The organism is Saccharopolyspora erythraea, from assembly GCF_018141105.1.
GTDB lineage: Bacteria > Actinomycetota > Actinomycetes > Mycobacteriales > Pseudonocardiaceae > Saccharopolyspora_D > Saccharopolyspora_D erythraea_A.
Map to the genome: position 1 here is coordinate 1,835,434 of NZ_CP054839.1, position 14,095 is coordinate 1,849,528.

Genomic DNA, 14,095 nt, shown 5'->3' on the forward strand with positions numbered 1-14,095 from the left:
CTGCCCGGGGTTTTCGCCTTAGAATCGAAAACGTGCCACATCGTAACACCCGAACGGGTCACCCCGACCAGGACGCAGGTCACGAAGTGCTGGCCGGGGTGCTCCGGGCGCACGACGGCGACCTGCAGGTCCTGCTGTGGCAGCGCGCCCAGGAGCCGCACCTCGGCCACTGGTCGCTGCCCGGCGGGCGGCTGGCCGCCACCGAGGACGTCGAGACCTCCATCCGCCGCCAGCTCGCCGAGAAGGTCGACGTGCACAAGCTCACACACGTCGAGCAGCTGGCCGTGTTCAGCGCCCCGGACCGCTTCCCCGGGCAGCGGGTGGTGGCCACCGCGTTCCTCGGCCTGGTGCCCGCCGACGTCGACCCCGAGGTCCCCGAGGACACCCGCTGGCACTCCGTATCGGCGCTGCCCGGCACGGCCTTCGACCACGAGCGGATCGTGCTCGCCGCGCGCGACCGGCTGCACGCCAAGCTCTCCTACACCAACATCGGCTTCGCGCTGGCGCCCGGCGAGTTCACGATCTCGGAGCTGCGGCGCATCTACTCCGCCGCGCTCGGCTACCAGGTCTCGGCGACCAACCTGCAGCGCGTGCTGTCCCGGCGCGGAGTGCTCGAACCCACCGGCCGCACCGTCTCGGCGGGCCCCACCGGCGGTCGGCCGCCCGCGCTGTTCCGGTTCACCAGCCGCGACCTGCAGGTGACCGACCCGTTCGCGGTCTTCCGCCCGCCCTCGCACGACTAGCGGCCGCGCCCCGGGGACTCGCGACTGCGTCCCGCGCACTAGCGGCCGCGCCCCGTGCACTCGCGGCTACGACCCCGGGAGTCGTGGGCTCGGCTGCGCCCGTCGGCACCTTCATCGGTGGCCACGACTGATCGGTCCGTCGTAAGTTTGGACCGTGATGGACACGCTCCCGCTCTTCCCGCTCAGCACCGTCCTGCTGCCCGGCGCGTCCCTGCCCCTGCACGTCTTCGAACCGCGATACCGGCAGCTCACGATGGACCTGCTCAACGAGGTGGTGCCGGACCGGCGCTTCGGGGTGGTCGCGATCCGGCAGGGCTGGGAGGTCGGCGAGGACAACGTCGACTCGATGTACGACGTCGGCTGCTCGGCGGTGCTGCGCGACATCCGCCAGCTCCCGGAGGGGCGCTACGACATCACCGGCAGCGGTGAGCAGCGGTTCCGGCTGCTGCAGATCGACCGCGAGGCCGCGCCGTACCTGATGGCCCGGGTCCAGTGGCTGCCCGACGTCGAGCCCGAGGAGGACTCCGACGACCTGCGCGACCGGCTGGCCGCCTCGGCGCGCTCGGCTCACGAGCGCTACCACGGCACCGGGCTGCGCGGTGACAGCTACGAGGCGCCCGACGACGGCACCGGCATCGACGAGCTCTCGTACGCGCTGGCCGAGGACTGCGTGCTCAGCACCGAGGACCGGCAAGCGCTGCTGGCCGAGACCGATCCGCTCACGCGGCTGCGGCTGGTGCGCAGGCTGATGCTGCGCGAGGCCGAGTTCCTGCGCGAGCTGCGGGCGGTGCCCGCCCCGCTGGCCGAGTTCGCCGCGCACACGAGCGTGAACTGACGAGGTCACTCGATAGGATCACGCCCATGTCGACACCTGGCGGCTCCGGGAACTGGGGCCCGAACCCGTACGGGCAACCGCAGTACTACGACCCGATCACGGGAGCTCCGCAGCCCCAGGGCGGCCCCCAGTACCAGGGCAACCCGCAGTTCCCCGGCGGCGCGCAGCCCCAGGGCGGGCAGCCGCAGGGTGGCCAGTACCAGGGCGGACAGCCGCAGGGCGGGCAGTACCAGGGCGGACAACACCAGGGCGGCCAGCAGCAGGGCTCGTCCTACCAGGGCTTCGGTGCCTTCAACCAGCAGCCGCCGCCCCAGCAGCAGTTCGGGGGCTACCCGCAGCCGCCCGGCCCATCGCAGGTGCAGCAGTCGGGACGGGGCCGCGGCCCGGTGATCGCGGCGATCGCCATCGCGGCCGTCGCGGTGATCGCCATCGCCACCACCGTCGTCGTGCTGGTCAACAACGCCAATTCCAGCGACGAGGCGGGACCGCTGCCGCCGTCGACCACCAGCCCCAAGCCGCCGGCCAGCACCAGCGCGGCGCCGACCTCCGAACCGAAGGCCGGCGTCCCACCGGTGGTCCCGGGCTGGCAGGCAGTGCACGTGCCCCGGCGCACCGCGTACTACGACGCGCCGCTGGAGTGGTGGGTCGACAACCCCGACAACACCCACGGCTTCGGCCCGGCCGACGAGCCGGTCACCATGAGCGGCGTCTCGATCTACCAGCCGGGCTTCTGCCCGTCGGACGCGGGCAGCTTCCGCGCCATCGCCGGGGTCACCGCGCGCAAGGGCCCCGACGACGCGACCGTGGCCAACGAGACCGCGCAGCGGCTGGTGCAGCTCGCCTACACCGTCAACGGCAAGCAGCCGCAGGTGCAGTTCAGCCCGCCGACGCCGATCCAGATCCACGGCGGCCGGGCCGCCTCGCAGGTCGTGGCCACCGTGACCCACCCGGTGCCCGGCCCGTGCGACTCCCCGAGCGTCCAGGTCAACATCATGGCGACCAACAGCGACGGCCAGACCTCGGTGGTGTTCATCTCCATCGCCGACCAGCAGGTCCCAGGAGCACTGCCGGTGCAGACCCTGCAGCAGATGGCGGGCACCCTGCGACCCGACAGCTGAGCGTGCACGCCTGAACGCCGAGAAGGCGGTGTCGGGGTCGCGCCAGATCTACGTCATTCGCGACAGCGAAGGCGACGAGGTCGGCCGTTTCGGCATGACCGGCCACAACCGGGAGGCGTCCTGGACCGTCATGCGGAGCATCGAAGACAGTCTCAAGCACCTGTTCGGCGACTCCTGGATGGCGGAGAAATGAGCTACCCCACCTACCGAGTCACCGTTACCCGCGACGACGACCTCTGGGTCGCGTGATCGACGGCGTCGGCGCCACCGATGTCGAGGACTTCGCGGATCTTGACCTGGAAGTACGCGACTACATCGCTGGAATGATCGACGCGGCACCCGGCGACTTCCAGCTTGACTGGCACTACGTCCAAGGCGACCACGAGTACACGACCGTGATCGAAAGGCTGTGGGAGTTCGAGCAGCAGGCGAGCGAGGCCATAGAACTAGCGAATCGAGGAACCCAACGCCGCGCGTCGGCCGGTGCTAGCGGAGCCTGCGGCCGAGGTCGTCCAGCCCGTTCCAGGACGCCGCCAGGCCGTAGGCCAGCGAGAGTGCCATCGGCTGGGCCACGACCGCCCACGCGGTGGCGACGTCGGGCGCGGCGTCGACCACGTCGCCGGGCCTCGGCTGCGGGGGCAGCGGGTGCAGGCCCGCCGCGAACGACGCGCCCATCTTCATCGCCAGCCAGCCCGCCACCAGCGAGCCCAGCACGGCGCCGACGAGCACCACCGGACCACGGCGGCCGCGCAGCATCCACAACGCGGCACCCACCAGCAGCCCGGCACCGAAGTTGAGCAGCAGGAACAGCGCCAGGGCGTCGAAGCGGTGGTAGCTCTCGACCACCAGCAAGGGGGCCAGCTCGCCGTTCGCCTCGATCATGCTCGCCTGCGGCGGCGCCAGCCGCGACCACAGCCATCCCAGCGGAAGCCCGACCAGCGCGACCAGTGAGAGCACGCTCACCGCGGGCAGGAGGTCGGCCCGGACCTCCACGCGCGGCACCGGCTGCGGGTAGCCGAACCCCGCGAGCTCCTCCGGCGCGATCCGCATCGGCTCCGCGCGCGTGCCCGGCGACTCGACCGGTCCTTCAGCGGGCACCCGGACACCTCCCTGGCGGCTGTACTCGAACAGCCACCCTAGACCTCGGCGCGGACCGCGCCCGCCATCCCCCGAAGGTGGCGGCAAGCGCCCCGCCGCACATCAACTATCCTGCGCGGGCCCCCCTTGTCCCCTCCACCGAAGGACCAGCGAAGTGGCGGGAATTCTGCCGAGTCCGATGCTGACCGGCCCCAGTCCCATCGATGAGCCGAGGCAGGACTCGGCGGTGCGACTGCCCTTGCGCAGCACCGTCGTCGAACTCCTGCTGGGGTCGGTGGTGGCGGTGCTGGTCTCGATGGTGTTGCAGTTCGCGGTGGTGCGGCTGGGCATCAGCGAGCCGAGCTTCGCGCCCGAAGCGCTCGCCGCGCTGGGCGCCGCGCTGGTGCTGACCGTCCTGTTCGGCCTGCTCGCCTTCGGACACCGCCGTTCGCCGCGCTGGCTGCGGCTGGGCGGCACCTGGGTCGCGCTGGCGTCGTTCACCACGCTGGCGCTGGCGATCCCGTTGCAGTCCACCCGCTTCTACTTCGGCGGGTCCTCAACGGACAACGCGTTCCGGATGCAGTTCATGACGCGGATGGCGAGCACGCCGGGCCTGGCCGACATGAACTACGCCGAGACCGCCCCGTACTACCCGGGCGGGTGGTTCTGGCTGGGCGGCCGGTTCGCCAACCTCCTCGGCTGGGAGGGCTGGGCGGCCTACAAGCCCTACGCGCTGGCGTGGGTCGCGGTGACCAGCGTGGTGGCGTTCACGCTGTGGAGCATCGTGCTGCGCAGGCGGCTGGCGCTGCCGGCCGCGCTGGCAACCACGATCGCGGGCATGCTGCACGGCATCGAGGAGCCCTACGCCTGGCCGTCGGCGGCGTGGATGGCCCCGGTGGCGGTGCTGGCCTGGTACGCGCTGCGCCGCGAGGACCGGGCACCCCGCTGGACGCTGGTGTGCGTCGGCGTCTACGTCGGGTTCGCCGCGATCACCTACACCCTGCACTTCGGTTTCGCGGTGCTGCTGATCGTCACGATGGCGGTGGTCATCGGCGCGTTCCGGGTGCACCAGGGGCAACCCCTGTGGCCGACGGTTCGCCGGTTGTTCCTGCGACTGCTGCCGATCGGCGTGGTCAGCGCGCTCATCGCGCTGCTGGTGTGGCTGCCGTACCTGCTGTCGACGCACTTCCTGCTCGACAACCCGCGCAGCGCCGCGCAGCACTACCTGCCGCGCGACAGCGCGTTCCTCCCGATGCCGATGACCGAGGCGAGCACGCTGGGCGTGCTGTGCATGGCGGGACTGGTGTGGCTGCTGCTGCGCTGCCGCCGCAACGAGGTCGCGGCGGCGATGCTGACCATGGTCATCGCGGTGTACTGCTGGTTCGGGCTCTCGACGCTGGCGCTGCTGGCCAAGACCACGCTGCTGGCGTTCCGGCTGAACGTGATCCTCGGCGTCGTGCTGGCCACCGCGGGCGTGCTGGGGTTGCTGGAGCTGGTCGGCTACCTGCGCGCCAGGCTCGACGCCCGGTACGCCCTGCGGATCTCCACGGTCGCCTTCGCGCTCGGGCTGCTCGGCGCGGTCACGCTGACGCAGGGCGCCATCGGGCTCTCCCTGAAGGGCGGCACCGACCTGGCCTACGAGGACTACTACCCCACCGGCGACAACGCGATGGGCCACCGCGACCCGGAGAAGCCCGGGTACTGGGCCGGTGCGGTGTTTCGGACCGTCGACCAGCTCACCGGTCGCCCGCCGCAGCGGAACATCCTGCTGAGCACCGACTACAAGATGATGTCCTTCCGGCCGTACTGGGGCTTCCAGCAGGAGACCCCGCACTACGCCAACCCGCTCGCCGACTACGACGAGCGGGCGGCGGAAGTGAAGCGGTGGTCGCAGGCACGGGACTCCGGGGAGCTGCTGGCGATGCTGCGCGAGAGCCGGTTCGCGCCCCCGAACGTCTTCGTGCTGCGCAACCCGTCCGGAGAGGACACCGAGCACGCCGGGAAGCTGTCGGTGGAGCTGAAGGGCGACTCCTTCCCGCAGCAGCCCAACGTTCGCGACTACCAGGTCTACTTCGACGCGGCCGTGTTCGACTCGCCGGAGTTCACCAAGCGCGTGGTCGGCCCCTACACCGTGATCGCGCGGCGCTGAGCCGCCCGGCGCTTCGCCTCGCGCGCCGGCGCGGTTTCCCCGCCCGGCGCGCGATACGGCGACCGGGCTGCTGCGACCGCGGCTTCGGTTTCCATGCCGAGTACGCTCGAACCCTCACACGGATGTGAGGGTCCAAACCCGGGTCGTGCGAGGTCGGTCACATGCGCATCGGGGAGTTGTCGGAACGCACCGGCACGTCTCGCAGGCTGCTGCGCTACTACGAGGAGCAGGGCCTGATCGTCGCCGCGCGTTCGCCGAACGGCTACCGCGACTACGAGGAGTACAACGTGGACCGCGTCGCGCAGATCAGGGGCTTGCTCGACTCCGGCCTCCCGACCCGGATCATCAAGCAGATCCTGCCCTGCCTCGACAAGCCCCGCGTCATCCACTTCTCCGACGCGACCCCGGAGATGCTCGCCACCCTCCAACGCGAGCTCGACCGCATGAGCCGGCGCATCGACTGCATGACCCGCAACCGCGACGCCATCGCCGAATACCTCGACGCCGTGCGGGAGAGGCGATCGGACGCCGAGGCCGCGCCGGCGTCCTGAGTGGACTCCGCCCCCGCCGCACTCAGCCTTCCGTCGCTCCCTCGTTCCGCCCGGCTGTCGCGGCCATGCCCGCGACGAGGTACTGCGCGCCTCGCTCGAAGTGGGCCTGCCAGTCGCCGCCGTCAACCGGGAAGTTGCCCGCGAGCGCCGGGTAGTCGGCCTCGCGGGCGCGCAGGTGCTCGGCGAGTGCGGAGCGGGTGCCCGCCTCGTCCTGGTGGCGCCAGACCGACTCCGCCGACACCGAGCCGATGACGTAGTTGGAGACCGCCGCCCCGGCCGCCAGGACGTCGGGGCGGCCGAAGCCGGCCCCCGCCAGCGCGGCGTAGACGAACTCCGAGCGCGCCAGGGCGTTGGGCCCGGCCAGCGGGCGCGTGCTCGCCAGGGCCGCCGCCCACGGGTGGCCCAGCAGCACGCGCCGAAGTTCGGCCATGAAGGCGATGACGTCGTCACGCCACGACGTGCCGGGCTCCGCGGGCAGCCGGACCTCCCCGAACACCGCGTCGAGAGCGAGGTCCAGGACGTCGTCCTTGGTCGACACGTGCCAGTACAGGCTCGTCGCGTGCGCCTGCAGCCGGTCGGCCAGCTTGCGCATGCTGAGCTGCCGCACGCCGTCGCGGTCGAGCAGCTCCACGGCCGCGGAGACGATCTTGTCCTGCGTCAGCAGCGGCTTCGCCCTGGACTGCTTCTCCGGGCGGAACCACACCGCGCCCGGAGTGCTCTCGGACGTCGAGGTCTTCGGCTTCGCGGTCATGGCGGGAGCGTACCCGCGAGCGCACAGGCATCGAGTTCTCATACAGTGTATGTTCACGATCAAACAGTGTTTGGTAACTGGGAGGCCCGCCGTGACCGGAAAGCAGCGAGAGCGCGATGGCCGGGCGCAGCGGCCGCAGTCGCCGCCCGGCGACCAGGGGCATCCGCGGCGATGGCTGATCCTGGTGGCGCTGTGCGCGGCGCTGCTGGTGATCGTCATCGACAACACCGTCCTCAACGTGGCGATCCCGGAGATCGGGCGGACCTTCGACGCCTCGACCAGTGAGCTGCAGGCCGTGCTCGACTCCTACGTCGTGGTGTGCGGCGGCCTGCTGGTCGCCGCGGGCGCGCTCTCCGACCGGTTCGGACGGCGCCGCGTCATGGTGGCCGGGCTCGTCGTCTTCGGCCTGACCTCGGCGGGCGCCGCGCTGGCCCCGTCGGTCTGGTGGCTGATCGGCATGCGCGCGGCCATGGGGGTCGGCGCGGCGCTGGTGATGCCCGCGACGCTGGCGATCATGGTGCGCGTCTTCCCGCCGCACGAACGCCCGAAGGCCTTCGCGGCGTGGACCGCGGTCGGGTCGGTGGCTCTGGGACTGGGTCCGCTGCTGGGCGGTGCGCTGGTGGACCTGTGGAGCTGGACGGGGATCTTCCTGGTCAACCTGCCTTTCGTGGCGGTGGCGCTGGCAGGAGTCCTCCGGCTGGTGCCCGAGTCGCGCGATCCGGCCGCGGGCGCACCGGACCTGCCGAGCACCGCGCTGGTCACCACCGGGATGGTCGCCCTGGTCTGGGCGGTGATCGCGGTGCCGGAGCGCGGCGCGCTCGCGACCCCGGTGCTCGGCGCCACGGCACTGGCCCTGGTGTCGCTGGCCTGGTTCGGCCTGCGCCAGCGACGCGCGAACGCCCCGATGGTCGACTTCGGCCTGTACCGGGACCGCCGGTTCGCCGGGGCGAGCTCGGCCATCGCGCTGATCGCGGTGGCCACCGGCAGCACGCTGTTCGTCCTCAGCCAGTACCTGCAACTGGTCCGCGGCCACAGCGCGGTGGTGGCCGGGATGGCGGCCCTGCCGCTGGCCGCCGGGAGCGTGCTGGGCTCGGTGCTGGGAGGGCGGGCTCCTACCCGGATCGGCTACCGGGCCTCCATCGTCACCGGGTTCGTCGTGACCGCCGCCGGGTTCGGCGCCCTGGCCGCGCTCGAACCGGACAGCAGCCCGCTGCACACCGCGTTCGGACTCCTGCTCTGCGGGTTCGGGACCGGCTTCGCCGGACCGGCGGCCACCAGCACCGCGCTGGGCGCCGTGCCCGCCGACCGCGCCGGGATGGGCTCGGCGCTCAACGACACCCACCAGCAGCTCGGGATCGCCTTCGGCGTGGCGGTGCTCGGCGGCCTGCTCTCGACCGCCTACCGCGCGCTCCTGCCCACCGGCGTGCCGCACGACGCGAGCACGTCGCTCGCCGCGACCCTGTCCTTCGCCGAGGAACGCACCAGCGCCGCGCTGGCCGACGCCGCGCGGCTCGCCTTCACCCAGGCGCAGAGCGCGACGATGGCGGCCGGACTCACCTGCGCGCTGGCCGGCGCGGCGGTCGCCATGATCAGCCTGCGGAAGCCGTCGCGCTGACCGCGATCAGCGCGACGGCTCGGCCGAACTCAGTTTGATCTTTGAAGCGGCGCAGCCGCTTGGCCCATCTCCGCAACCGGCACCGCCGCGGGTTCTCAGGCGCTCTCTGACGAGGACAGCCTTTTCGCGGCGTACTGGTCCCCGGAGTCAGGGAGCGCCTGAGGTTCCGCCACCGCAACCGCCAAGCAAGGTGAGTCCAGAAACAGCCTCTGACTCAGGCGCCGGGGCTGACCGGCAGCTTCTCCAGACCCCGCATCAGGACGCTGAACCGCCACCGCAGGTCGTCCGGCGACGCCGCCATCCGCAGGTCGGGGAAGCGCTCCACGAGCCTGCCGACGGCGATCTGGGCCTCCAGCCGAGCCAGGGCGGCGCCGACGCAGAAGTGGATGCCGTGGCCGAAGGCCACGTGCCCGGTGGTCTCCCGGGCGATGTCGAAGCGGTCGGGCTCCTCGAACCGCTCGCCGTCCCGGTTCGCCGCCCCCAGCGCCACCCAGATGACCTCTCCCTCGGGGATCACCACGTCACCGAACTGGACCGCCTCGGCGGTGTGCCGGAACGTGCCGTGCGCCACCGGGCTCTCGTAGCGCAGGGTCTCCTCGATCGCGCCGGGCAGCAGCGACCGGTCGGCGCGCAGCGCGGCGAGCTGGCCGGGGTTGGTCAGCAGCGACAGCACGCAGTTGCCGATCAGGTTGACCGTCGTCTCGTGCCCGGCCACCAGCAGCAGGAACACCATGGCGATCAGCTCGCCCTCGCTGAGGCGGTCGCCGTCCTCGACCGCCTCCAGCAGCGCGGTCAGCAGGTCGTCGCCGGGCTCGGTGCGCTTCTTGGCGATCAGCTCGGTCAGGTACTCGACCATCGCCACCGACACCTGCGCCTGCGCCTCCGGCTGCGAGCCGTCGACCAGGACGTTGGTCCAGGACCGGAAGTCGTCCCGCCGCGAGTCCTCCACGCCCATCAGCTCCGAGATCACCGTGATGGGAAGCGGGAACGCGAACTCGTCGATCAGGTCCACCTCGGACCGGCCCGCCAGGCGGTCGAGCAGGTCGTCGGTGATCTGCTCGATCCGCGGCCGCAGGCCCTCGACCCGGCGCGCGGTGAACGCCTTGACCACCAGCTTGCGGAGCCGGGTGTGGTCCGGCGGGTCGGTGTTGAGCATGTGCGGGCCGAGGTCGGGCGAGAACCCCGGCTTGCGCTCGGCGTCGGCCAGCCTCTTCTCGATGATCTGCTGGGTGCGCCCGAAGTCCTTGGCGATCCTGGGGTCCAGCAGCGCCTGCTTGACGTCCTCGTAGCGGGTGATCAGCCACGCGTCGAGGCCGTTCACCGTCCGGATGCGCTGCACCGGCTCCTCGCGCATCCGCGCGTACCGGTTGTGCCGGTCCTGCGCGAAGGCGTCGTCGAAAGCCAGTAAGTCGGGCACTTCACCGGTGGTCATGGGCAAACCTTCCGAGCTCGGCGTTTTGGCGGCCGGTCTCCAGTTAACCCATATCACTGACGGTTGTCACGCGGTCGCTGAAAGCACTCTCAGCTTCCGCGGAGGGCGAAGCGGACGCGGGGCGCGAAGCGGACTCGCGGCCCCACGCCGGCTCACAGCACCGTCTCGAAGCACCCCGCGCCGAGCAGCCCCTTCAGCTCGCCCTGCAGCCCGTTCTCGGTCGACACGAAGTAGTCGCTGGACAGCGCGAGGCGGGTGACCCCGCGCGGCCCCTGCAGCTTCACGTGCACCGGGACCGTGCCCGAGTGCGCCTGCAAGGTGCGCTTGAGCTCGGCGACCAGCGACCGGTCCACCCTGCTGGCAGGCACCTTGATCACGAACGCGGGGCTGGTGCCCGGGTCGGTCTCGGCCGCCGAGATGTCCACCGGCACCGCGTCGGAGGCGAAGATGCTGATGGTGCCCTCGCGCTCGTTGATGCGGCCCTTGACCGCGATCGCGGTGTCCTCGACCAGGCAGTCGGCGAACATCTCGTAGGACTTCGGGAAGAACAGCACCTCGACGCTGGCGTCGAGGTCCTCCAGGGTCACGATCGCCCAGGGGTGGCCGTTCTTGTTGATGCGGCGCTGGATCCCCGAGATCATCCCGGCGATCTTGACCTGGTCCTTGCCCGCCTCGCGCTCACCGCCGACCAGCTCGGCGATGCCGGTGTCCTGGTACGGCGCGAGCAGCCGCTCGGCTCCGTCCAGCGGGTGCGCCGAGACGTAGAGGCCCAGCATCTCCCGCTCGTAGGACAGCATCTGCTTGCGCGGCCACTCGTCCGGCGTGAACTGCAGGTGCGCCAGCGGCGACGAGGAGTCCTCGCTCCCGGCGTCGTCCCCGCCGCCGAACAGGTCGAACTGGCCGAGCGCCTGCTGGCGCTTGAGCCCGATGACCGCGTCCACCGCCGCCTCGTGGTGCTGGGCCAGCGACATCCGGGTGTGGCCGAGGGAGTCGAAGGCGCCCGCCTTGATCAGCGACTCGATCACCCGCTTGTTGCAGGCCACCGTCTCGGACTTGTCCAGGAAGTCGGTGAACGAACTGTAGCGGCCCTTCTCCCCGCGCACCTTGGCGACCGAGGCGACCACGTTGGTGCCGACGTTGCGGATCGCGCCCAGGCCGAACCGGATGTCGGAGCCGACGGCGTTGAAGTCGTTGAGCGAGTCGTTGACGTCCGGCGACAGCACCTTCACGCCCATCCGGCGGCACTCCGCCAGGTAGACGGCCATCTTGTCCTTGTTGTCGCCGTTGGAGGTCAGCAGCGCGGCCATGTACTCGGCCGGGTAGTTGGCCTTCAGGTACGCCGTCCAGTACGCCACGAGGGCGTAACCGGCCGCGTGGGACTTGTTGAACGCGTACCCGGCGAACGGCAGGACCGTCGCCCACAGCTTGTCGATGGCCTCGTCGCGGAAGCCCTGCTCCCGCATGCCCGCCTGGAAGCCCTCGAACTCCTGGTCCAGGACCTCCTTCTTCTTCTTGCCCATCGCGCGGCGCAGGATGTCGGCTCGCCCGAGGCTGTAGCCGGCGACCTTCTGCGCGATGGCCATGATCTGCTCCTGGTAGACGATCAGGCCGTAGGTCTCGGCCAGGATCTCCTTCAGGGGCTCGTCCAGGTCGGGGTGGATCGGCTCGACCGGCTTCTTGCCGTTCTTGCGGTCGGCGTAGTCGTTGTGGGCGTTGACCTCCATCGGGCCCGGCCGGTACAGCGCGTTGCAGGCCACGATGTCGGCGAACTCGGTGGGCTGCATGCGCTTGAGCAGCTCGCGCATGCCGCCACCTTCGAGCTGGAACACGCCCAGGCTCTCACCGCGTGCCAGCAGCTCGTAGGTCTTCGCGTCGTCCAGACCCAGGTTGGACAGGTCGATCTCGCGGTCGTGGTTGGCCTTCACCATCTTCAGCGCGTCGCCGAGGATGGTGAGGTTGGAAAGCCCCAGGAAGTCCATCTTCAGCAGGCCGATGGCCTCGCACGACGGGTAGTCCCAGCCGGTGATGATCGAGCCGTCGTCGCGGGCCCACAGCGGCACGGTGCCCATCAGCGGCTGCGACGAGAGGATGACCGCGCAGGCGTGCACGCCCGCGTTGCGGATCAGCCCCTCCAGGCCGCGCGCGGTGTCGAAGATCTGCGACACCGACGGGTCGGTCTCGATGAGGTTGCGGACCTCGGCGGCCTCGGCGTAGCGCTCGTGCTGCGGGTCGACGATGCCCGACAGCGGGATGTCCTTGGCCGCGATCGGCGGCGGCAGCGCCTTGGAGATCTTGTCGGCGATGGCGAAGCCCGGCTGGCCGTGGTGGACCCGCGCGGAGTCCTTGATCGCGGCCTTGGTCTTGATCTTGCCGAAGGTGATGACCTGGGCGACCTTGTCCCGCCCGTACTTGTCGATCGCGTACTGCAGCACCTCGTCGCGGCGGCGGTCGTCGAAGTCGAGGTCGATGTCGGGCGGGGAGTCGCGCTCCGGGTTCAGGAACCGCTCGAAGATCAGGCCGTGCTCCAGCGGGTCCAGGTTCGTGATGTGCAGGATGTAGGCCAGCAGCGACCCCGCGGCCGAACCGCGGCCCGGACCGACGTGGATGCCCTGCGACTTCGCCCACCGGGTCAGGTCGCCGACGACCAGGAAGTACGCGCAGTAGCCCTTGGTGTCGAGCACGTCCAGCTCGACCTTGATCCGGTCCAGGCACTCCTGGGTCGGCCCGTTCGGGTAGCGGGTGGGCAGGTACTGCTCGACCTCGGCTTCCAGCAGCTGGCGCTCGGTCTTGCCGCTGCCGTCGGTGACGCGCGGCATCCGGTCCTGGAACGACCAGACGTCCTCGTAGGACTCAACGCGCTCGGCAATCAGCAGCGTGTTGTCCGCGGCACCGGGAACTTCGGAGTCCCAGTACTCCCGCATCTCCTCGGCGGACTTCAGGTAGTAACCGTCGCCGTCGAACTTGAACCGGCTCTCGTCGTTGAGCGTCTTGCCCGACTGCACGCACAGCAGCGCGCCGTGCGACTCGGCCTGGTCGGCGGTGACGTAGTGGCTGTCGTTGGTGGCCACCGGCTTGAGGCCGAGCTCCTTGGAGATCTTGAGCAGGCCCTCCCGGACCGACCGCTCGATCGGCAGCCCGTGGTCCATCAGCTCCAGGAAGAAGTTCTCGGCGCCGAAGATGTCCTTGTAGTCCGACGCCGCCTGCATCGCCTCGTCGAACTGGCGCAGGCGCAGCCTGGTCTGGACCTCGCCCGACGGGCAGCCGGTGGTGGCGATGATGCCCTCGGCGTACTCGGCGACCAGCTCGCGGTCCATCCGCGGCTTGCGGTACTGGCCCTCCATGCTCGCCCGGCTGGAGAGCGTGAACAGGTTGCGCAGCCCGGTGGCGTTGCGGGCCAGCATCGTCATGTGGGTGTAGGCACCGGCACCGGAGACGTCGCCGCCCTCGCCGTACTCGTCGGTGCCGCGCTGCTTGGCCTCGCCCCAGAACACCGGCTTCTTGTGGAAGCGGCTGCCGGGCGCCAGGTAGGCCTCGATGCCGATGATCGGCTTGATGCCGGTCTTCCTCGCCTGCTGGTAGAACTCGTCGGCGCCGAACATGTTGCCGTGGTCGGTCATGCCGACCGCGGGCATCTCCAGCCGCTGCGCCTCCGCGAACAGCGCTCCGACCTTCGCCGCACCGTCGAGCATCGAGTACTCGGTGTGCACGTGCAGGTGGACGAAGGGGTCGACGGGCACGGAGGGGCCTCCTTCGCGAACGGTACCGGCGGGAGAGGGTGCCAGCCTAACTCCAGCGGCCGACGGGATCGGCGATGTCCCCTGGCG

General features: G+C 70.7%; 11 protein-coding genes. 7 read left to right on the top strand and 4 right to left on the bottom strand.

Translation table 11 applies throughout. The annotated features are described in order from the left end of the window. Nucleotides 1–86: 86 nt before the first annotated feature. From HUO13_RS08475 to HUO13_RS08490, 4 genes are all read left to right on the top strand, one after another. Nucleotides 87–743: an NUDIX hydrolase gene (locus HUO13_RS08475; protein ID WP_211902744.1), complete on the top strand. Its 657-nt coding sequence runs from the start codon at nucleotides 87–89 to the stop codon at nucleotides 741–743. Nucleotides 744–900: 157 nt separating this feature from the next. Next, entirely contained in the window at nucleotides 901–1,578 is a 678-nt protein-coding gene (locus HUO13_RS08480; RefSeq protein ID WP_211902745.1) for an LON peptidase substrate-binding domain-containing protein, read from the top strand. 26 nt (nucleotides 1,579–1,604) lie between these two features. Then, complete coding sequence (locus tag HUO13_RS08485) at nucleotides 1,605–2,696, top strand: hypothetical protein (RefSeq protein WP_211900879.1); 1,092 nt, start codon at nucleotides 1,605–1,607, stop codon at nucleotides 2,694–2,696. Nucleotides 2,697–2,724: 28 nt separating this feature from the next. Further along, complete coding sequence (locus tag HUO13_RS08490; protein WP_211900880.1) at nucleotides 2,725–2,889, top strand: hypothetical protein; 165 nt, start codon at nucleotides 2,725–2,727, stop codon at nucleotides 2,887–2,889. Between the two features lie 293 nt (nucleotides 2,890–3,182). Here HUO13_RS08490 and HUO13_RS08495 read toward each other — a convergent pair whose 3' ends face one another. Then, entirely contained in the window at nucleotides 3,183–3,794 is a 612-nt protein-coding gene (locus HUO13_RS08495) for a DUF2567 domain-containing protein (RefSeq protein WP_211900881.1), read from the bottom strand. Nucleotides 3,795–3,948: 154 nt separating this feature from the next. Between HUO13_RS08495 and HUO13_RS08500 the strand changes: the two genes are divergently transcribed. Continuing rightward, nucleotides 3,949–5,922: an arabinofuranosyltransferase gene (locus HUO13_RS08500; protein WP_249124545.1), complete on the top strand. Its 1,974-nt coding sequence runs from the start codon at nucleotides 3,949–3,951 to the stop codon at nucleotides 5,920–5,922. Between the two features lie 161 nt (nucleotides 5,923–6,083). After that, nucleotides 6,084–6,473: a MerR family transcriptional regulator gene (locus tag HUO13_RS08505; RefSeq protein WP_211900882.1), complete on the top strand. Its 390-nt coding sequence runs from the start codon at nucleotides 6,084–6,086 to the stop codon at nucleotides 6,471–6,473. A 22-nt stretch (nucleotides 6,474–6,495) separates the two neighbouring features. Here the strand turns inward: HUO13_RS08505 and HUO13_RS08510 are convergent, their stop codons facing one another. After that, a complete protein-coding gene (locus HUO13_RS08510) occupies nucleotides 6,496–7,224 on the bottom strand; it encodes a TetR/AcrR family transcriptional regulator (protein WP_211900883.1) in 729 nt (242 codons plus the stop codon). A 91-nt stretch (nucleotides 7,225–7,315) separates the two neighbouring features. Between HUO13_RS08510 and HUO13_RS08515 the strand changes: the two genes are divergently transcribed. Then, a complete protein-coding gene (locus HUO13_RS08515; RefSeq protein WP_211900884.1) occupies nucleotides 7,316–8,839 on the top strand; it encodes an MFS transporter in 1,524 nt (507 codons plus the stop codon). Between the two features lie 214 nt (nucleotides 8,840–9,053). Here the strand turns inward: HUO13_RS08515 and HUO13_RS08520 are convergent, their stop codons facing one another. Next, complete coding sequence (locus HUO13_RS08520) at nucleotides 9,054–10,271, bottom strand: cytochrome P450 family protein (RefSeq protein WP_211900885.1); 1,218 nt, start codon at nucleotides 10,269–10,271, stop codon at nucleotides 9,054–9,056. A 152-nt stretch (nucleotides 10,272–10,423) separates the two neighbouring features. Further along, a complete protein-coding gene (gene dnaE / locus HUO13_RS08525; RefSeq protein WP_211900886.1) occupies nucleotides 10,424–14,008 on the bottom strand; it encodes a DNA polymerase III subunit alpha in 3,585 nt (1,194 codons plus the stop codon). Nucleotides 14,009–14,095: the final 87 nt, after the last annotated feature.